This window comes from Streptomyces sp. NPDC054887 (assembly GCF_053610585.1).
Window position 1 is genome coordinate 21,375 of record NZ_JBSGYQ010000066.1, and the last position, 19,531, is coordinate 40,905.

At 72.2% G+C, this 19,531-nt stretch carries 19 protein-coding genes; 9 read left to right on the forward strand and 10 right to left on the reverse strand.

The window, feature by feature from the left end; all coding sequences use genetic code 11:
• Positions 1–63: 63 nt before the first annotated feature.
• From ACWGH0_RS28580 to fabG, 3 genes are read right to left on the reverse strand one after another with little or no spacing between them, the layout of a single operon-like run.
• The gene (locus ACWGH0_RS28580; protein ID WP_453407134.1) at positions 64–999 is read right to left on the reverse strand and encodes a TauD/TfdA family dioxygenase; all 936 of its coding nucleotides are present in this window, start codon (positions 997–999) and stop codon (positions 64–66) included.
• 43 nt (positions 1,000–1,042) lie between these two features.
• Positions 1,043–1,804 carry a thioesterase II family protein gene (locus ACWGH0_RS28585; RefSeq protein WP_453407135.1) on the reverse strand — a complete coding sequence of 254 codons (762 nt, stop codon included), beginning with the start codon at positions 1,802–1,804 and terminating at the stop codon, positions 1,043–1,045.
• The gene (fabG, locus tag ACWGH0_RS28590) at positions 1,801–2,565 is read right to left on the reverse strand and encodes a 3-oxoacyl-[acyl-carrier-protein] reductase (protein WP_453407136.1); all 765 of its coding nucleotides are present in this window, start codon (positions 2,563–2,565) and stop codon (positions 1,801–1,803) included. Before fabG ends, ACWGH0_RS28585 begins: the two co-directional genes overlap by 4 nt.
• Before the next feature lie 114 nt (positions 2,566–2,679).
• On the opposite strand from fabG, the gene ACWGH0_RS28595 reads away from it, so the two are divergent.
• Complete coding sequence (locus tag ACWGH0_RS28595; protein WP_453407137.1) at positions 2,680–3,420, forward strand: 4'-phosphopantetheinyl transferase family protein; 741 nt, start codon at positions 2,680–2,682, stop codon at positions 3,418–3,420.
• 34 nt (positions 3,421–3,454) lie between these two features.
• Positions 3,455–4,906, forward strand: coding sequence for a glyceraldehyde-3-phosphate dehydrogenase (locus ACWGH0_RS28600; protein WP_453407138.1), 1,452 nt, complete (start codon positions 3,455–3,457; stop codon positions 4,904–4,906).
• A gap of 82 nt (positions 4,907–4,988) precedes the next feature.
• On the opposite strand, the gene ACWGH0_RS28605 is transcribed toward ACWGH0_RS28600, so the two are convergent.
• The 4 genes from ACWGH0_RS28605 to ACWGH0_RS28620 all read right to left on the reverse strand — a co-directional run bounded on the left by ACWGH0_RS28605 (position 4,989) and on the right by ACWGH0_RS28620 (position 7,796).
• The gene (locus tag ACWGH0_RS28605) at positions 4,989–5,615 is read right to left on the reverse strand and encodes a glyoxalase (protein WP_453407139.1); all 627 of its coding nucleotides are present in this window, start codon (positions 5,613–5,615) and stop codon (positions 4,989–4,991) included.
• An 80-nt stretch (positions 5,616–5,695) separates the two neighbouring features.
• The gene (locus ACWGH0_RS28610) at positions 5,696–6,106 is read right to left on the reverse strand and encodes a VOC family protein (protein ID WP_453407140.1); all 411 of its coding nucleotides are present in this window, start codon (positions 6,104–6,106) and stop codon (positions 5,696–5,698) included.
• 184 nt (positions 6,107–6,290) lie between these two features.
• Positions 6,291–6,668, reverse strand: a complete 378-nt coding sequence (locus ACWGH0_RS28615) for a hypothetical protein (protein ID WP_453407141.1) — start codon at positions 6,666–6,668, stop codon at positions 6,291–6,293.
• 75 nt (positions 6,669–6,743) lie between these two features.
• Positions 6,744–7,796: a M28 family peptidase gene (locus tag ACWGH0_RS28620; protein WP_453407142.1), complete on the reverse strand. Its 1,053-nt coding sequence runs from the start codon at positions 7,794–7,796 to the stop codon at positions 6,744–6,746.
• A 283-nt stretch (positions 7,797–8,079) separates the two neighbouring features.
• Between ACWGH0_RS28620 and ACWGH0_RS28625 the strand changes: the two genes are divergently transcribed.
• The 3 genes from ACWGH0_RS28625 (at position 8,080) to ACWGH0_RS28635 (ending at position 10,646) form a co-directional block, all read left to right on the forward strand.
• Positions 8,080–8,886, forward strand: coding sequence for a GntR family transcriptional regulator (locus ACWGH0_RS28625; protein WP_453407143.1), 807 nt, complete (start codon positions 8,080–8,082; stop codon positions 8,884–8,886).
• Positions 8,887–9,247: 361 nt separating this feature from the next.
• Positions 9,248–9,565, forward strand: a complete 318-nt coding sequence (locus ACWGH0_RS28630) for an alpha-amylase (protein ID WP_453407144.1) — start codon at positions 9,248–9,250, stop codon at positions 9,563–9,565.
• A 199-nt stretch (positions 9,566–9,764) separates the two neighbouring features.
• Entirely contained in the window at positions 9,765–10,646 is an 882-nt protein-coding gene (locus tag ACWGH0_RS28635; RefSeq protein WP_453407145.1) for an SGNH/GDSL hydrolase family protein, read from the forward strand.
• Between the two features lie 54 nt (positions 10,647–10,700).
• Here ACWGH0_RS28635 and ACWGH0_RS28640 read toward each other — a convergent pair whose 3' ends face one another.
• From ACWGH0_RS28640 to ACWGH0_RS28650, 3 genes are all read right to left on the reverse strand, one after another.
• Positions 10,701–11,144 (reverse strand): MarR family winged helix-turn-helix transcriptional regulator, encoded by a 444-nt coding sequence (locus tag ACWGH0_RS28640; RefSeq protein ID WP_453407146.1) that lies wholly within the window; start codon positions 11,142–11,144, stop codon positions 10,701–10,703.
• 158 nt (positions 11,145–11,302) lie between these two features.
• Positions 11,303–12,871, reverse strand: a complete 1,569-nt coding sequence (locus tag ACWGH0_RS28645) for a glycoside hydrolase family 53 protein (protein WP_453407147.1) — start codon at positions 12,869–12,871, stop codon at positions 11,303–11,305.
• Positions 12,872–12,977: 106 nt separating this feature from the next.
• Positions 12,978–14,999, reverse strand: coding sequence for a beta-galactosidase (locus tag ACWGH0_RS28650; protein ID WP_453407148.1), 2,022 nt, complete (start codon positions 14,997–14,999; stop codon positions 12,978–12,980).
• A 197-nt stretch (positions 15,000–15,196) separates the two neighbouring features.
• On the opposite strand from ACWGH0_RS28650, the gene ACWGH0_RS28655 reads away from it, so the two are divergent.
• Genes ACWGH0_RS28655 through ACWGH0_RS28670 form a run of 4 tightly spaced genes read left to right on the forward strand, consistent with a single transcriptional unit; the run spans position 15,197 to position 19,406 of the window.
• Positions 15,197–16,507, forward strand: coding sequence for an ABC transporter substrate-binding protein (locus ACWGH0_RS28655; protein ID WP_453407149.1), 1,311 nt, complete (start codon positions 15,197–15,199; stop codon positions 16,505–16,507).
• On the forward strand, positions 16,504–17,427 hold the full coding sequence (locus ACWGH0_RS28660) for a carbohydrate ABC transporter permease (protein WP_453407150.1): 924 nt from the start codon (positions 16,504–16,506) through the stop codon (positions 17,425–17,427). Before ACWGH0_RS28655 ends, ACWGH0_RS28660 begins: the two co-directional genes overlap by 4 nt.
• On the forward strand, positions 17,424–18,344 hold the full coding sequence (locus ACWGH0_RS28665; RefSeq protein WP_453407151.1) for a carbohydrate ABC transporter permease: 921 nt from the start codon (positions 17,424–17,426) through the stop codon (positions 18,342–18,344). Before ACWGH0_RS28660 ends, ACWGH0_RS28665 begins: the two co-directional genes overlap by 4 nt.
• 33 nt (positions 18,345–18,377) lie before the next feature.
• Positions 18,378–19,406 (forward strand): LacI family DNA-binding transcriptional regulator, encoded by a 1,029-nt coding sequence (locus ACWGH0_RS28670; protein WP_453407152.1) that lies wholly within the window; start codon positions 18,378–18,380, stop codon positions 19,404–19,406.
• The last annotated feature ends 125 nt before the right edge of the window (positions 19,407–19,531 follow it).

The window sequence follows — 19,531 nt, forward strand, 5'->3', positions numbered from 1 at the left end:
AGTCGGGGCACGCCGGGCCCTGGGGGCACACCGCGCGGTGCGGTCCGACCGGCAGGGGCGTCGTCAGTCGGACATCGCCACGAGGACGCGGCGGTCCCCGGTGAACGGCCGCCGGCCGTGGGCCAGCAGGACGTTGTCGATGAGCAGCAGGTCGCCCGTGCGCCAGTCGACGTCGACGGCGGCCTCCAGCCCGCGGTCGCGGACCTGTACGACGTACTCGGCGGGGATCGGGCTGCCGTCGGCGAACCGCACCGACTGCGGCAGCTCGTCCTCGGAGAGGATCTGCGCGAGCTCGGCCGCGGTGTCGTCGCCGAGGCCGGCCGGGTGCCACTGGTCGGCCTGGTTGAACCACACCTCCGTACCGGTGACGGGGTGCCTGGTGGTGGACGGGCGCTCGGACTCCACCCGCAGGCTGCCGTCGCGCCGCCACTGCCACTCGGCGCCGGCGGTCTTGAGGAACGCCTCCACCTCCGCGCGGTCGGACGTCTCGAAGGTGTCCTGCCAGCTCTTGCCGAGGCCGTAGCCGTCGTGCAGGTTCTGTACGTAGCGCACGCCGCCGGCGAAGGCCTCGCGCACCTCGGGGTCCAGGACCGCCAGCCAGCGCTCGGCGTCCAGCACCGGGGTGGCGCCGCCGCCGCCGGGCTGCACCTGGCAGAAGAACGCCAGCCGGGAGGGCCAGGCGTGGGCGTAGCTCATCTCGTTGTGCATCGAGATGGTGAACTCCCGCGGGTACTCGGTCGAGGTGTAGACGTTGCCGCCGACCTTGGTGCGCGGCGAGTTGCCGTGCACGTACGCGAGCCGGTTCGGCAGCAGCCGGTCCAGCGCCGTGTCGAGCGTCTGCGGGGTGATACCGAAGCCGCGGAACACCAGCGCCTTCTCCCGCACGAGGGTCCCGGCCAGGCCGAGTTCCAGTTCCTCCAGGCGGCTCAGCAGTTCACCGGTCCCGCCCTCGCCCTTCGCTTCGATCTCCAGTGGTGCCCAAGGCGTCGGACTCGTCACGGCGCCGCTCCTCTCGCTGTTGTGATGAAGCCTTCGCCGGCCGTCAGGTCCGCAGGCCGGAAGGGATACGAGCCAGCCGCTCCGCGATGTCAGCGGTGAGCTCCGCCTCCCGTGGGGCGAGGTAGAAGTGGTCCCCGGCGAACGTCCGCAGCGCGAAGCCGCCGGTGGTCAGCTCGCTCCAGGCGTGGAGCCGTTCGTACGAGGTGCCGGGGTCGCGGTCGCCCTGGTACGCGACGACCGGGGCACGCAGCACCGCCGGGCCGTGCGGGCGGTACGTCTCGATGAGCCGGTAGTCGGAGCGCAGCACCGGCAGCAGCAGCTCCCGGAGTTCGGGGACCGCGTACGGGTCGCCGCCCAGGGTGCCGAGCCGCGACACCCCGGCGACCAGGACGTCGTCGGCGGCCCGGTGCAGCGTGGTGGGCGCGGTCCGGTGCGGGGCGTTGCGCGCCGACAGCAGGACGAGGACCGGTCCTTCGGCCGTCCGGGCCTCCTGCCGCGCCGCCACCTCGTAGGCCACCGCGGCGCCCATGCTGTGGCCGAAGAAGGCCGTCGGCAGGTCGCCCTGCGGGACGAGTGCGTCCGAGATCCGGTCGGCCAGCTCGTCCATCGACTCGACGCACGGCTCGCCCATCCGCTCCTGCCTGCCCGGATACCGGACCGCGAGGACCTCGATGTCGGCGGGGAGCCGCGAGGACCAGCCGTGGAAGAGCTGGGCGTTGCCGCCGGCGTGCGGGAAGCAGACCAGCCGCAGCCGCGGCGCGCCCGTCCGCGCGTACCTGCGGAACCAGATCCCGGACGCGCTCACAGCGCCATGCCCCCGTCGATCCGGACGACCTGTCCGGTGATGTACTCGGCCTGCGGGGAGGCCAGGAAGGAGACCAGGGAGGCCACCTGCTCGGGCGTGCCGAAACACCCCATGGGGATGCGGGCCAGGGCGTCCTTCGCGACGGCCTCCGGCACGGCGGCGACCATCTCCGTGTCGATGAAGCCGGGCGCGACCGCGTTGGCGCGCACGCCGTAGCGCCCGAACTCCTTGGCCAGCGCCTGGGTCAGGCCGATGATGCCGGCCTTCGACGCCGAGTAGTTCGTCTGCCCCGCGTTGCCGACGACTCCGGCCACGGAGGAGAGCGTGACGACCGTTCCGGTGCGGCGCCGGATCATCGAGCGGACGACCGAGCGCAGCAGGTTGTACGTACCGTCGAGGTTGGTGCTCAGTACGGAGTCCCACTCGTCGTCCGACATCAGCGCCAGCGGGCGGTCACGGGTGATCCCCGCGGAGGTGACCACCGCCGACACCGGGCCGAGGTTCGCCTCGACGTCCGCGACGAACGACCTGACGCCGACCCGGTCGGCCACGTCGACCCGGCGGATCAGCGCGCGCCGGCCCGCCGCCCGTATCTCCTTCTCGACCTGCTCCGCCGCCGTGTCGTCCGACCGGTAGCAGATCGCCACGTCGAAACCGTCCCGTGCGAGCCGGGTGGCCACCGCCCTCCCGATACCCCGCGACCCTCCGGTGACCAGTGCCACCTGGGTCTCCTGATCCGCCTGTGCCTCGTGATCCGCCATGCCGCCCCCATCCGTTCGAATGAGTCGAGCGTGCGTTCCCTGGCTATATCTGGCCTATACGGCATCCAGCACCGCGCGGCGGGCGGGCGGGGGCCACCGGTACTGTGACGGCCCATGACCCCGCTTCCGTCCGGCGGCCCGGTTCCGGCCGGTGTGCTGGCCTCGTTGCTCCCCCGGCAGGTCACCGCCGTCGACACGTTCCACGACAGCGCCGAACGCTTCCTCTTCCCGCAGGAGCGGGCTCTGGTGGCGGCGGCCGTCGCGAAGCGGCGGCACGAGTTCACGACGGTCCGCCACTGCGCGCGCACGGCTCTGGCCAGTTTCGGCTTGCCCCCCGCGCCGATACTCCCCGGGCCCGGGGGCGCTCCCCGGTGGCCCGCCGGGATGGTCGGCAGCCTCACGCACTGCGCCGGTTACCGGGCGGCGGCCGTCGCCCGGAGCACGACGGCGGCGGGCATCGGCATCGACGCCGAGCCGGCCGAACCGCTGCGCAACGAGGGCGTGCTCCGCATGGTCACGGTCGCCGCCGAACGCGCCGCGCTGCGGGAACTGGCCGCGCACCGGCCCGGCATCCCCTGGGACCGGCTGCTGTTCAGCGCCAAGGAGTCCGTCTACAAGGCGTGGTCCCCGCTCACCGGCCGGTGGCTCGGCTTCCACGACGCCCAGGTCACCCTGCGCCCGGACGGCACGTTCACCGCCGCCCTGCTGGTCCCGGGAGCCACCCTGGCCGACGGCGACCTCACCGGCTTCGACGGCCGCTGGCAGATGCGCGACGGCCTCGTCGTCACGGCGGTCACGGTGCCCGCACAGCGCTCCGCGGACACCGCCTCAAAGATCAGAACAGCGGCGGGTTAGCATATGAGCGCCGCCTAGCTCGAAAGATAAACCTGTGACTGTCAATGACGACTCGTTCACCAGCTGGAAGACCCGCGAGGAGATCGCGGAGTCGATGATCCCGATCATCGGGAAGCTGCACCGGGAGCAGGACGTCAACGTCCTGCTTCACAGCCGCTCCCTGGTGAACAAGTCGGTGGTCAGCATTCTCAAGACCCACCGGTTCGCCCGGCAGATAGCCGGCGCGGAGCTCTCGGTCACCGAGACGCTCCCCTTCCTGCGGGCCCTCACCACCCTGGACCTCGGCCCGTCCCAGATCGACATCGGGATGCTCGCCGCGACGTACAAGACGGACGGCCGCGGGCTCTCGATCGAGGACTTCACCGCGGAGGCCGTCGCCGGCGCCACCGGCGCCAACAAGATCGAGCGCGGCGAGGGACGTGACGTCGTCCTCTACGGGTTCGGCCGCATCGGCCGCCTCGTCGCCCGCCTCCTCATCGAGAAGGCCGGCTCCGGCAACGGTCTGCGCCTGCGCGCCATCGTCGTCCGCGGGGGCGGCCGGGGCGCCGAGGACCTCGTCAAGCGCGCCTCGCTGCTGCGCCGCGACTCCATCCACGGCCAGTTCCAGGGCACGATCACCGTGGACGAGGCGAACAGCGCGATCGTCGCCAACGGCAACGAGATCAAGGTGATCTACGCCAACGACCCGTCGGAGGTCGACTACACGGCGTACGGCATCAACGACGCCATCCTCATCGACAACACCGGCAAGTGGCGCGACCGCGAGGGGCTGTCCAAGCACCTGCGCCCCGGCATCGACAAGGTCGTCCTCACCGCGCCGGGCAAGGGCGACGTCCCTAACATCGTGCACGGTGTGAACCACGACACGATCAAGCCGGACGAGCGGATCCTGTCCTGCGCGTCCTGCACCACCAACGCGATCGTCCCGCCGCTGAAGGCGATGGCGGACGAGTACGGCGTTCTGCGCGGCCACGTGGAGACCGTCCACTCGTTCACCAACGACCAGAACCTTCTGGACAACTACCACAGTTCGGACCGTCGCGGCCGCTCGGCGGCGCTCAACATGGTCATCACCGAGACCGGTGCCGCCTCCGCCGTCGCCAAGGCCCTTCCGGACCTCAAGGCGAAGATCACCGGCAGCTCCGTCCGCGTGCCGGTGCCGGACGTCTCGATCGCGATCCTCAACCTCCAGCTGGCGCGGGAGACCACGCGCGAGGAGGTCCTCGACCACCTCCGCGACGTCTCGCTGACCTCGCCGCTCAAGCGCCAGATCGACTTCATCACCGCCCCCGACGCGGTGTCGAGCGACTTCATCGGCTCCCGCCACGCGTCGATCGTCGACGCGGGCGCCACGAAGGTCGAGGGCGACAACGCGATCCTCTACCTCTGGTACGACAACGAGTTCGGCTACTCCTGCCAGGTCATCCGGGTCGTCCAGCACGTCTCCGGCGTCGAGTACCCGACGTTCCCGGCCCCCGCGGCCTGACCCGGGGCACCGTCCGGCCCGGCGCACCGTTCGACACGGGGCGCCGGGCCGCTCTGCTGCCGGGGCCGGCGGCGGGGGCGGGTCACGCGGCGTGCGCCGGCGCGGCGGCCTCCCAGGCGAACCCGTCCGGGTCCGTGAAGGGTGCGGCGTCGCCGCCGATCAGGAGCCGGTGCGAACCGGAGCCGTCGGGTGCGACGCCGAGGTCCTTGGCCAGGGCGCGGCGCCGGTAGAGCGCCAGCTTGACGGGGCTCTCCCCGGCGGCGAACTCGACGTACACGCGGCCGAAGCCCTTCGCCACGGCGAGGCCCTGTCCGACGTAGAACCGCTTGCTCGCGGCCACGTCCGCGACGCCGAGCAGGAGCACGATCTCGTCGATGTGGCGGGTGGCGGGGCCGGTGTCCTTCTTCGCCGAGGTCGCGATCTTCCAGATGGTCCCGTCCGGGGCCCGCACGACGCCGCCGTAGCCCCAGAGCGACTTCGAGGCGGGCTTGAGGACCGTGGCGCCGGCGTCGACGGCGGCGGTCACGAAACCGTCGACGGTGGCGGGCCCGGACACCGTGAGCGCCAGCGTGAACCCGCGGAAGCCTGCGGAGGGCTCCTGCGAGGCCCGCAGGCGCAGCTGCGTGTCCAGGCCGAAGGCGGCGGTGTAGAAGGAACGGGCGGCTGCGGGGTCGGCCACGTCGAGCGTGACGGATGCGATGGTTGCCATGTCCCTCACGCTAGTTGCGCCCGGGCGGCCTGCGCTTCTTCATTCCTGACCGGTCTCGTACCTGTTCCGGGCGGACGCGCTCAGCGCACTTCCTGGATGCGGATCAGGTTGCCGGCGGGGTCGCGGAAGGCGCAGTCGCGGATGCCGTACGGCTGCTCGGTCGGCTCCTGCACGACCTCGGCGTCGCCGGCCCGCACCTTCTCGAACGTGCCGTCGAGGTCGGGGGTGGCCAGCAGGATCCAGCCGTAGGTGCCCTTGGCCATCATCTCGGCGACGGTGCGGCGTTCGTCGTCGGTGACCCCGGGGTCCACGGCCGGCGGCGCGAGGAGGATGGACGTGTCGGGCCGGCCGGCGGGGCCGACCGTGATCCAGCGCATCCTGCCCTGCCCGACGTCGCCGCGGACCTCGAAGCCGAGGACGTCGCGGTAGAACGCCAGGGACGCCTCCGGGTCGTCGTGCGGGAGGAAGCTCGTGTGAATGGTGATGTCCATGAAGATCAGCCTATGGCCGCCTCCGGCCCGGCGCCGCTCCTCACGGCGGACGCGCGGCGGGACGCCGCCCGGCCCGACCGCCTCGTACAGCAGCCAGGACCCTGCTCGGCAGGGTCCTGGCTGTGTCACGGCAGACGCGGTCCCCGCCGGCCGGCGGCGCTCGCCGCACCCGGCGCGGTGGTCACTATTCCGAGTAGCTGAAGTCACCCACCGTCCACGCGCTCACGTCCTTGATCGCGATGCGGTACATGCCACCGGTCTCGGGGATGCCCACGTTGCCCTGGAGGATCCTCGCCACATGGAAGTGCAGGTGGGTGGGTGCGGGCGGCTCGGCCGGGTCGTGGCTCGAGTGGGCGCTGGACGTCATGAAGATGCTGGAGAAGGGGCCGAGGCGATCGGAGTCCTTGAGCACCTCGGCGACGCGCTGGCGCCACACGGCCTCGGGAGCCAGCCGTCCGGTGATGACGGCGCCTCCGGCGACCACGGTGAGGGACATCTGATTGCAGTGCTCGGACTCCACCATGGCGGCGACATCGACGAGCAGACCATCAGGGTTCGACATGGCACGTGATTTTACTACCGTCCGGCCCGGCCGCCAGTACGACTTGGAGCCGGCCCTCGCCCGGGGGCGGGCAGCTCACCAGCACGCCGCCGTGGCGGCGGTCGCGACGGCGACTGCCGACAGGCGCGCGTAGTCGAGCGTGTCGGGCGTATCGGTCGGCCGGTGGTAGTGGGGATTGCGGAAGTTCGCCGTGCCCGTGAGCATCATGGCCGGAATCCCGGCGTTCCAGAAGGACGCGTGGTCGCTGCGGTCCAGGTGCAGCAGCGGGGGCGCCACGAGGCCGGCCAGCGCGCCGGGCAGTCCGAGCGGACGCGGGTCGCGCAGGGTCAGCGCGGTCAGTCGCGGTTCCGCCGCCTGCGCCGCGCGGCACCACAGCGCCGCGGCCGGTCCGGTCGAGCGCCGGTGCACGACGAGGGTGAAGTCACCCCGCTCACCGGCCGCGCGCACGCGCGCGGCCACCTCGGGGAAGACAGCTCCGAAGCCCGGGGGCATGCGCTGGGTTCCGGGCGCGGTGGCGAAGTAGCCGACGGACTCCAGACAGATCATGCCCGCCACCGGGTGGGTGCGGGGCAGCTCCCGGGCGGCGAACCGGGAACCGATCATGCCCAGTTCCTCCATGTCGAAGAACACCAGGGTGACGGCGGGCGGACGCGGAAGCCCGCCCAGCAGCCGTGCGGCTTCCAGCAGCGCCGCCACGCCCGAGGCGTTGTCGTCGGCGCCCGGGCCGGCGTCGACGGTGTCCAGATGCGCGCCGACGACGACGGTGGGCCGGCCGTCGGCGCCCGGCAGGCGGGCCACGAGGTTGGCGCCGTTCAGCCGCCTGTGCAGGCGCGGTTGGAGTGCGACCGGCTGCTCGCCGCCGCGGTCGCTGCCGCCCAGCCGCCACCGTACGTCGAACGGCTGTCGCTCGGTGTGCCAGCCCGCGTCGGACAGTTCGCGCGTCACGTGGGCCTCGGCGCGCAGCATGGCCTCGGGCGCGCGGACGCGGCTGCGGGGGCGGTCTGCCAGGTACTCCACGTCACCCCGCAGGCGGAGGGGGTCGGCCCGTCGGCCGAGTTCGCGTACGAGCGTGAGCACCACGGTGCCACCGCCTTCCGCCTGGCCGGTACGGAGCGCCCCGTCTGCCATCGATGATGGTGCACCCCGCCGCCCGCCGCCCACCGGAGCGCGGCGCCGCAGCAGTCGCCGGAGCGCCGGGCCCAGCGGTCCTCTTCGGCCGACGCGTGGCGCCGCCCCGCACGGTTCACGGGCGCCCCGGCCGCCCGTACAGCGCGGTCACCGGATCCCCGGCCGCGGCGCCGGGCGATTCCGGCCAGGCGGGCCGACTGCGGGTCGCCACAGGTGTAGACCACTGCTAAGTTGGTCGCGCTCCCCACATGCTTCGTAGCACTCTGTGACGTGAGAGGTCCTCATGCCCCGTTCATCGCGCCCCGAGCCCCCCACCATCCCTGTCTACCTGCGGATCGCCGCAGCGCTCGCACGGGACATCGAGCAGGGGGCGATACCGGTGAACTCCAGGCTTCCCGCCGAACGCGCACTGGCCGCGCGGTTCGACGTCAACCGGCAGACCGTACGGGCGGCCCTCCAGCACCTGCGCGACCAGGGACTGGTCCTGACGGACCGCCGGGGGACGTACGCCGTCGGCCGCGGCACCCCGGACGCCCCGCCGGCCGCCGCGCCGCGGTCGGCCGTGCGGGACCTGCCGGCCTTTCCGGCGCCCCCGGCCGGAGGCCCCACCTCGGGCCGGCTGTTCAGCGCGTCGGTGTCACCGTCGCTCGCGCTCCAACTGGGCCTGGCCGGCGGGCGGGCGACGCTGATCCACCACCACCGCGTCCTCAACGCGGCGGGGAAGGCCGTCCAGGACGCCGTCACGTACTTCTCGCCCGCGGCCGTGGCCGAGGTTCCCGAACTGGCCCGCTACCTCGCGCGCGTACCCGTCACCGATCCCGACCTGAGCCTGCTCTACCTGTGGCTGGAGCGAGCCGGCCTGCGGGCGGTGGTGCGGGAGGCCATCACCCTGACCCGGCACGACAGGCGGGGTCCCGCCGCGCCCGGACTGAGCATGCGGCGGCGCATCCACGACCAGCACGCCCGCCTGCTCGCCATCACCGACCTCGGCTTCACCCAGGCCTGGCAGGAGATCACCCTCGAATACACCAACCCGTCCGCGAGCACCCACAGCCTCCGGCCCCTGTCGCCCCTGGCGGCCGGCACCTGAGTCACAGCGCGGGGGACGCGCAGCCCGCGCGACGGCGATTTCCGCGCGTTCTCCACGGGGCGGCACGCCCACCGCCGAGACGCCCGCCCAGGGCCCGTGCCTGCGACGACGCCCGTACGCGCCCTCCGGCGGTCCGTGGCACCCTTCGCGACCGGCGATCCGCCCGCCCCGCGGCCACGGACCGCCACGAGCGGCGGAGCTGGGACTCTTCGCCCGCGCACGCCCTCGCGGGCCGGAATCCGGCAACGGGCGGCTTTCTTGCGCAAGTTGGCGAAAACTCTTTCAAGCGGCCGTCCGCCTTGCCTACTCTCACTTCCGCACTGTTCAAGAAGTGAAGGGTTGATCATCAATGCGTCCCACCATGCGTTCAATCGCACGCGTCGCTTCGGCGGCCCTGTTGGCCGTAGGAGCGTGTCTCACCCAGGCTCCGGGCGTCGGCGCGGCCGTCCAGAGTGGGGAACCGGCCCCCTCTTGTGTTCAATACTCGACAAGTTGGCGCTACACGTTCGTCACCAACACGTGCGACGCCACCCAGCACATCACCGTCGAGTACCGCGACGGCAGCGCCGTCCCCTGCCGGACCGCCGGCCCCGGCGACACCGTGACGTTCCCCGGTTACGGCACCCAGGACAACGACGTCCGGGCCGTGACGCTGTGCGCCTCGACGGAAACAATTTAAGGCCCAACATCTTGACGCCCCGTCACACCGGCCACATATTACGAGCCAGTACAACCGACCGGTAACACTGCGCGCAGTGCCTCGCAATTCCGGCGGCGGGCGAACGGGACCGCCCTGCCGCCGGTCCGGCGTGCCGACTGGCCCTCCCCGGCGGCCAGAAGGCGCCCGATCCCCACACCCCGTCATGAGAGGCACTGCCATGCGATCAGTTCCACCGAGCCGTCGCGCCCGCACCGCCGCCGCGTTCACCGCCGTCACCGCGTCCCTGGCCGCCGCCGCCGGCCTGGGAGCCGGCCCCGCCGCGGCCGCCGGCACCACGGTCGACCGCTATGTGGCCCTGGGCGACTCGTTCGCCTCCGGAGCCGGTGTACCGAACCAGGTCGACTCCAACTGCATGCGCTCGGACCGCAATTACCCGGCCCTGCTGAACGCCGCCCTTTCCCCCGCCGCGCACAAGGACGTCACGTGCGGAGGGGCCACCACGGTGCACATGACCTCCGCGCAGAACGCGTCCGCGCCGCCGCAGCTCGACGCGCTGAGCGCCGACACCGACCTGGTCACCCTCACCATCGGCGGCAACGACGTCGGCTTCGCCAACATCATCGTCCGCTGCGTGACCCTGGGCGCGTTCAACCTCGGCGGCTCGCCCTGCAAGAACAGCTACACCTGGACGGGCACCGACCAGCTCGCCGCCACCGTCAACGCCACCGCCCCGAAGATCGCCGCCGCCATCGACGGCATCCGCAAACGCGCCCCGCAGGCCCGCGTCCTGGTCACCGGCTATCCGGCGATCCTGCCCGACGACGGCACCAACTGCCCCTGGGTGGCCACCATCGCCAAGGGCGACGCCCCGTGGCTGCGCGACACCCACAAGCGCCTCAACGCCATGATCGCCACCCAGGCCGCCGCGCGCGGAGCCGTCTACGTGGACACCTACACCAAGTCCATCGGCCACGACGTCTGCAAGCCGGCCGGCACGCGGTGGATGGAGCCGCTCGTCACGAACGCGGCCGCGCCCTTCCACCCCAACGCGGCCGGCGAGCGGGCCATGGCCGACGCGGTGCTCGCCGCCGCCCGCTGACCGGCGAACGGCCGGCGACGGTCCGCCGCCCGACCGGCCGCGGACCGTCGGCGCTCAGGGCGCCCGCACCAACGGGGGCTCGCCCCTGGGGGCGCTGAGCGCCTCGCGCAGGGCGCGGAGCGCGTCGTCGCCGACGCGCTCCGCCAGGACGCCTTCGATGACGGCCAGGGTGTCCTGGGCACGCCGGTGCACACGGGCGCCCTCGTCCGTGGGGCGGATCAGCCGGCTGCGGGCGGAGGCCGGATCGGGGGCCTGCTCCAGCAGCCCCATGCCGATGAGGGCGTGCACGGCCTGATGGGCGGTCTGCCGGGTGACGCCCGTCCGGCGGGCCAGCTCGGAGACCGTGGTGCCGCCGTCGTCGAGGGCGGCGAAGACGGCCGCCTGCCCGACGGTGACCGGCCGCTCGCCGGCGGCCCGCATGCTGGCCAGCAATGCGTCGTCGAACCAGCGCTTGGCGTCGGTGAGCAGCTGGGGCAGGTTGCGTGCGGCGCTGGTCATGGCTCCTCGGAGGACGGGGCTTCGAGCATAGCGACCGTACGGGGTGACCTCCCGGACGATGCCGGACGGAGTGCGCGCCCGCGCGGCGGGAGGGGTCGGGCCCGTGCGCCCGTGGACCGGGGCCGGGCCGCCGGACGCACCGGCGGCCCGGCTCCCGCTCAGCGGTGGCCGAACCAGTTCGCGGCGGGCAGCAGCCGGTTGTCGTAGTCGAACAGCGCCTGGTTCTCCCAGCCGTTGCCCGATGCGGGGTCGGCCGGGTCCCAGCCGTTGCCCGCGACGGCGGTCCAGGCGGGCTCCCAGTAGACGACGCCCAGGCCGCGGCCGTTCGGCACGGCCTCCACCACGTTCATCACGTCACGCAGCCAGGCCGCCTGTCCGGCCGGGCTCGCCGGGTAGCCCGCGATCAGTTCGCCCGTGGTGTCGATGATGTTCTCGTGGCCGTCCTTGCTGTCGAGGCGGAAGGCGTACGCCGTCTCGGCGACCAGGACCGGCTTCCCGTAGCGGGCCGAGACGTCGTCCAGGTTGGCCTGGAGGTCGGACAGCGGCCCGTGCCAGTACCCGTAGAAGGACAGGGCGATGACGTCGAAGTCCACGCCCCGCGCGGTCGCGTTGTCGAACCACCAGCGGTAGAGGCCGTTGTCGCCGCCGTGGGCCAGGTGCAGGGCGACGCGGGTGGACGGGGCGACCGCACGGGCGGCGGAGATCCCGGACTTCAGCAGGCCCGCCGTGCGGTCCCAGTTGTCCGTGGAACCCTCGGGCCAGAGCAGCCCGGTGTTGATCTCGTTGCCGATCTGCACCATGTCCGCCGTGGTGCCCTGCGCCTTGAGGGCGTTCAGGACGTCGTACGTGTGGTCGTACACGTCCGTCTTCAGGCGGTTGTAGTCGTGCGACGCCCAGGCGGCCGGCTTGGTCTGGGCGCCCGGGTCGGCCCAGGTGTCGGAGTAGTGGAAGTCGACGAGCAGCTTCATTCCCTGGCCCTTGATCCGCTGCGCCATCCGCAGGACACGGGCCTTGTCGTTGTAGCCGTCGGCCGGGTTCACCCAGACCTTGAGACGGCCGTAGTTGGCGCCCGCGGACTTCAGGATCGCGAGTCCGTCGCCCGTGGCGCCGCCGCTCGTCCGGTACGTACCGCCGAGGTCCTCGCTCTTCTTCAGCGAGGACACGTCGACGCCCTTGACGGGGATGCCCGTCGCCCCGGGGGTGAAGGTGACGTCGTCGACGTTGAGCCAGTTGCCCGCCCGGGCGTCGGAGTTGACGCCGACCGTGCACTGCCCACCGGTCACCTTGACGGAGGCGACCAGCCGTATCCACTTCCCGTTGGGCGTGGGCGGCAGATCGGTGCGCTGCTCGGGGCTGCCGCAGTTGCGCAGGGCGAGGTACGCGGCGTTCTGGCCGCCGCTGGAGCGCACCCAGGCGCTGAACGTGTAGCTGCCGTCGGCCAGTCCTGTGAGGTACTGGTACGTCTCCACCTTGTAGGCGGACGACGACCAGTGGGTCAGCCTGGTGCTGCCGCTGCGGCCGCCGGCCTCGGCGTACGAGGCGGAGTTCTGGCCGGTCGCGGAGTAGGTGGACCAGCCCGAAACACCCGATTCGAAGCCGGTGTTGGTGAGCGTGGACGCCGCGTGCGCCGGTGCGGCCGGCAGCGCGGTGACGAGCAGTGCGCCGAGCACGGGCACGGCGGCGGATCTGAGGAACGAGCGGAAAGCACCTCGTGGCTGTGCGTACATCGTCGGTGTCCCTTCGACGGCGGAGGGCGGGGGGAAGGTGGTGCGGGTGCGCCCCGGGGGCGGCCGGCGGCTCGACGGCCGCCCCCGGGAGTAGGTGGGGAAGGGGTCAGGCGTCGAGCCGTACGACCCTTACGGCGCCCGCCGGTACGGCGAGGTGTCCCGCCACGCGGTCGCCGGTGAGCAGTTCGGTGCCGGAGTCCGCCAGCGGGACCTTGGCGTCGTGCGCGGTGTGGTTGACGGCGAAGACGTGGTCGCCGCCCTCGCCCGAGCGGCGCACCACCTCGACGTCGCGGGGCAGTCCGGTACGGGCTTCGACTCCGGCGTCCTCGCAGGCGGCGGCCAGGATCGTGTCGAGCGCGACGGCGTCCAGCCGGGTCGAGACGTACCAGGCGGTGCCGCCGCCCAGGCGGTGCCGGGTGACGGCGGGTCCGCCGGCGGCCGGCCCGTCGGCGTACGTCCACACGGTCTCGGCGCCGCGCGGCACCACGAACTCGGTCCACACGTCGGCGGCCAGCGAGGCGTCGCCCGGGCCGCCGATCCGCACGCCCTCGCCCGCTCCGAGCGGCGACCACTCCTCGACGGTCAGGCCGAGCACGTCCCGCAGCGCGCCGGGGTAGGGACCTTCGTGGACGGCGTCGTGCTCGTCGACGATCCCGGAGAAGTAGGAGACGACGAGGGTGCCGCCGTTCTCGACGTACGCCCGCAGATTGCGGCCCGCCGCCTCCGTGGCGAGGTAGAGCGCGGGCACCACGACCAGGGGGTGGGCCGACAGGTCCGCCTCCGGGTGGACGAAGTCGACCGTCAGGTGCCGGTCGTAGAGCGCCTCGTAGAAGCTGTCGGCCCGCTCGCGGGCGTCGTGGTCCTCGCTGGGGCGCCACTCCAGGTTCTGCGCCCACCAGGACTGCCAGTCCCAGACCATGGCCACGTCCGCGACGGTGCGGGTGCCGCGTACGGACGCCAGGGACTCGATCGCGGAGCCGAGACCGACCACCTCGCGCCACGTCCGGGAGTCGGTGCCGGCGTGCGGCAGCATCGCGGAGTGGAATTTCTCGGCGCCGCGCCGGGACTGGCGCCACTGGAAGAACATGGCTCCCTCGGAGCCGCGGGCCACGTGGGCCAGGGAGTTGCGGGCCATCTCGCCGGGGCGCTTGGCGGGGTTGCGGGGCTGCCAGCTGACGCCGCTGGTGGAGTGTTCCATCAGCAGCCAGGGCGCTCCGCCGGCGACCGAGCGGGTGAGGTCGGCGGCCATGGCGAGGTTGATGTGGGTCCGGCGGCCGTCGGTGATCAGGTAGTGGTCGTTGCTGACGAGGTCGACCTCGCGGCCCCAGGCCCAGTAGTCGACGGAGTCGCACTGGCTGAGCGCGGTCATGAAGTTGGTCGTCACGGGGACGCCCGGCGCGAGCCGGTGCAGGATGTCCCGCTCCGCGACGAAGTTCTCGCGCATGGTGGCGTCGGCGAAACGGCGGTAGTCGAGCTGCTGGCCGGGGTTGCCGGTGGTCGGGGTGAGGCGCGGCGGGTCGATCTGCTCGTACGAGCCGAAGCGCTGGCCCCAGAACGCCGTGCCCCACGCCTCGTTGACCGCCTCCACGGAGCCGTAGCGGGCGTCGAGCCAGCGGCGGAAGCGGGCGGCGCAGGTGTCGCAGTAGCAGGCGCTGACAGGGACGCCGTACTCGTTGTGGACGTGCCACATCGCGAGGGCGGGGTGGGCGGCGTACCGCTGGGCGAGCTCGGTGGTGATCCGTGCGGCGGCCTCGCGGTAGGCGGGGTTGCTGTGGCAGATCGCGCCGCGCGAGCCGAACGCGTACCGGACGCCCTCGCGGCTGACCGGCAGCGCGTCGGGGTGGGCGCGGTAGAACCAGGCCGGGGGCGCGACCGTGGGGGTGGCGAGGTCGGCGCCGACGCCGTTCTCGTGCAGCAGGTCGAGCAGCCGGTCGAGCCAGCCGAAGTCGTAGGCGCCCGGCTCGGGTTCGAGCAGGGCCCAGGAGAAGATCCCGACGCTCACCAGGTTGACCCCGGCCTCGCGCATCAGCCGTACGTCCTCCTGCCAGACGCCCTCCGGCCACTGCTCCGGGTTGTAGTCCCCGCCGAAGTGCAGCCGTGGCCGGCCCTGGTGAGTGGTCTCCGGCATGAATCTCTCCTGAAGCCTGGAATGTTGAACAGATCTGGGAACGTGCACACATGCCGATCGATACGGCAGTGCAACATAACCGCACACGAACAACCATTGACAAGTGTCGGGAACGTTTCTCTACTGTGAACGCTCACAGATGCATGGCAGGTCTCCCCGTTGGAGCGGGAGGCCCCTTCGGTCAGAGAGAAGCACCCATGCCCCACACGTCGTACCGCCGCCTCGCGGCCTCCGCCACCGCCGTCGTCGTCGCCGCGACCGCGCTCACCGCCTGCGGCTCGTCCGACGGCGGCGACGAGGCCGGGTCCGGCCCCGTCGAACTCACCTACTGGGCCTGGGCGCCCGGCATGGACAAGGTCGCCGCCCTCTGGAACAAGACGCATCCGGACATCGAGGTCACCGTGCAGAAGCAGGCGTCCGGCGACGACCTGGTCACGAAGATCATCACGGCGTCCAAGGCACACCAGGCCCCCGACCTCGTGCAGGCCGAGTACCAGGCACTGCCGACGCTGGTGAGCAACGACGCCCTCGCCGACATATCCGGGGACGTCGGCGACGCCGAGAGCAGGTTCGCCCCGGGCGTCTGGCAGCAGACCACCCTCGGCACGGACGCCGTGTACGCCGTGCCGCAGGACTCGGGGCCGATGATGTTCTACTACCGGGCCGACCTGTTCAAGAAGTACGGGCTGAGCGTCCCGGCGACCTGGGACGAGTTCGCCGAGAGCGCCCGCGCGCTGAAGAAGAAGGCGCCGGACAAGTCGCTGACGACGTTCTCCTCCAACGACTCGGGACTGTTCGCCGGGCTCGCCCAGCAGGCCGGCGCCAAGTGGTGGACCGCCGAGGGCGACAAGTGGAAGGTCGGCATCGACGACGCGCCCACCCAGAAGGTCGCCGATTTCTGGGGCGGTCTCGTCGAGGAGGGCGCCGTCGACAACCAGCCGATGTATACGCCCGCCTGGAACAAGGCCCTCAACACCGGCAAGCAGATCGCCTGGGTGAGCGCCGTCTGGGCGCCCGGCACACTCACCACGGCGGCGCCCGACACCAAGGGCAAGTGGGCGATGGCCCCGCTCCCCCAGTGGAAGAAGGGCGAGACCGCCACCGGCAGCTGGGGCGGTTCCACCACCGCCGTCACGACCGACTCCAAGCACCGGGCGGCCGCCGCCAAGTTCGCGACCTGGCTGAACACGGACCCCAAGGCGCTGGCCGCGCTGGTCAAGGAGGGCGGCATCTACCCGGCCGCCACGGCCGCCCAGACCAGCGGCGCCCTGACCGAGGCCCCCGCCTTCTTCTCCCACCAGCCGGACTTCTACCGCCGGGCCGCCGACATCGCGAAGACGACCGCGCCCGCCGCCTGGGGCCCGAACGTCAACGTCGCGTACGCCGCCTTCAAGGACCGGTTCGGCAAGGCCGCCAAGACCAGGTCGGACTTCGGCCCTGCGCTGACCGGCATGCACCGGGCCACCGTCGCGGACCTGGAGAAGCAGGGCTTCGAGGTCGCTCGGTGACCAGTACCGCCCGGACGTCGTACGGGGTCAGAAGCGCCCCGTACGGCTTCCTCCTCCCGGCCGCCGCCCTCTTCGCCCTGTTCTTCGCCCTTCCCGTCGGGTACGCCCTCTGGCTCAGCCTCCACAAGGTCGAGGTCAAGGGGCTCGGCCTCGGCAAGGGCGCCCGCGCCGAGGTCTGGGCGGGACTGGAGAACTACACCGCCGCCCTCACCGACGCGGAACTCGGCCACGGCGCCCTGCGCGTCCTCGGCTACGGCGCGATCGTGGTCCCCGTCATGCTCGGCCTCGCCCTGCTGTTCGCGCTGCTGCTGGACACCGAGCGGGTGCGGGCCCGCTCCTTCTCGCGGCTCGCGATCTTCCTTCCGTACGCCATCCCGGGGGTCGTCGCGGCTCTCCTGTGGGGCTTCCTGTACCTCCCCGACGTCAGCCCCTTCCACTACGCGCTGGAGCGGCTCGGCCTGCCGGGCCCCGACCTCTTCGACGGCGCGCCGCTCTTCGGGGCGCTGGCCAACATCGCCGTGTGGGGCGGCACCGGCTTCAACATGATCGTGATCTACACGGCGCTGCGTTCCATACCGGCCGAGGTCCACGAGGCGGCGAAGCTCGACGGCGCCACACCCGTGCAGATCGCGCTGCGCGTCAAGATCCCCATGGTGGCGCCCTCACTCGTCCTCACCTTCTTCTTCTCGGTGATCGCCACCCTCCAGGTCTTCAGCGAGCCGACGACCCTCAAACCGCTGACCAACGGCATCTCCACCACCTGGAGCCCGCTCATGAAGGTCTACAACGACGCCTTCGTCAACGGGAACGTGTACGCGGCGTCCGCCACCGCCGTGGTCCTCGCCGCCGCCACCTTCGTCCTGTCCTTCGCCCTGCTCAGGGCCGCCAACTCCCGTACGGGGAAAGGAGGGGCCCGATGAGCACCCTCACCCCTCCCGCCCAGGCCCGCAGGGCGGCCCCGGCCGCCGGAACGACCCCCGGCACGTCCCACGGCCCGCCGCGCCGCCCGCGCGGCGTCGCCCTCCTGCCCACCGCCGTCCTGGTGCTCGGTGCGCTCTACTGCCTGCTGCCGGTCGCCTGGGTGGTCATGGCGTCGACGAAGTCCGGCGGGGAGCTGTTCTCCACCTTCACCTTCCTGCCGGGCACCGGCTTCGCGGACAACCTCGCGGACCTCGGCGCGTACCGGGACGGCATCTACTGGCGGTGGATGGCCAACTCCGCCGTGTACGCCGGGCTCGGCGCCGTCCTGTCCACGGTGGTCTCGGCGTTCGCCGGTTACGCGCTGGCCGTGTACCGCTTCCGGGGCCGGGAGACCGTCTTCAACGTGCTGCTCGCGGGCGTGCTGATGCCGCCGGTGATCCTGGCGATCCCCCAGTACCTGCTGATGGCGGAGGCGGACCTGACGGACACGCACCTGTCCGTACTGCTGCCGCTCGTCCTCTCCCCGTACGGCGTCTACCTGAGCCGGATCTACGCGGAGGCGGCCATTCCCATGGAGCTGGTCGAGGCCGGCCGGATGGACGGCGCCGGCGAGTGGCGCATCTTCGCGAGAATCGCCGTCCCGATGATGTCGCCGGGTCTGGTGACCGTCTTCCTCTTCCAGTTCGTGGCCATCTGGAACAACTTCCTGCTGCCGTACATCATGCTGGGCGACGACGAGAAGTTCCCCATGACGGTGGGCCTGTTCACCCTGCTCGCGCAGGGCTCCAACACCCCGGCCCTCTACACGCTCGTCATCACCGGGGCGCTGCTGGCGATCGTCCCGCTCATCGCGCTGTTCCTCGTCATCCAGCGCTTCTGGAGTCTCGACCTGCTCTCCGGAGCCGTAAAGTCCTGAGCGCCCGAGGGCAGGAAAAGAGGGGAACAGAACATGAACCGCGGCACAGAGGGCAAACGCCGGCCGGTGACGATCCACGACGTGGCGCGCGAGGCCGGCGTCTCGCGCGGCACCGTCTCGCGTGTCCTCAACGGCGGGCACTACGTGAGCCCGGCGGCGCAGACCGCTGTCAACAGCGCGATCCGCCGGACGGGTTACGTCGTGAACCGGCACGCGCGTTCGCTGATCACGGGCAGGTCCGACTCGGTGGCGTTCCTGCTCACCGAGCCGCAGGAGCGGTTCTTCGAGGACCCCAACTTCAACGTGCTGCTGCGTTCCTGCACGCAGGCGCTGGCCGCCCAGGACATCCCGCTGCTGCTGATGATCGCGGGCACGGAGGCCGAACGGCGGCGCAACCTGCGGTACATCGCGGCCGGGCACGTGGACGGTGTCCTGCTGGTCTCCAGCCACTCCGGCGACCCCGTCGTCAGCGAACTCCAGGCCGCGGGCGTGCCCGTGGTCGCCTGCGGGAAGCCGCTGGGCCAGAGCACAAGGGTCAGTTACGTCGCGGCCGACGACCGGGACGGGGCGCGGGAGATGGTGCGCTACCTGTACGCGTCGGGCCGGCGGCGGATCGCCACGGTGACCGGCCCCGCGGACACCCCCGGCGGCGTGGAGCGCCTCGCCGGGTACCGCGAGACGCTCGCCGAGTGCGGGCTGCCCGCCGACGAGGCGCTGATCGCGGCGGGCGACTACAGCCGGGGCAGTGGCGAGGCGGCGGCCGAGCTGCTGCTGCGCCGGGCCCCCGACCTGGACGCGGTCTTCGTGGCGTCGGATCTGATGGCGCAGGGCGTGCTCGACACGCTGGCGCGAGCCGGGCGGCGGGTGCCCGAGGACGTGGCCGTCGGCGGATTCGACGACTCGCCCGCCGCCCTGTCGACCCGCCCCCCGCTCACCACGATCCGCCAGCCCTGGGACCGGATCAGCACCGAGATGGTGCGGATGCTGCTCGCCCGGATCGGCGGCGAGGAAGCGGCGGCGGTGATCCTCCCGACCGAGCTGGTACGGAGGGAATCGGCCTGATCCGGCGCGGGGCGCCGCGCGTGGCCCGGCCGTCGGCGGCCGACGCGCGGGGGTCCGCGGCGGCCCGTGGCGCAGGGCCCGGTCCGGCGTGGGCGGCCCGGCGTCGCCCGGCCGCGGTCACGGGC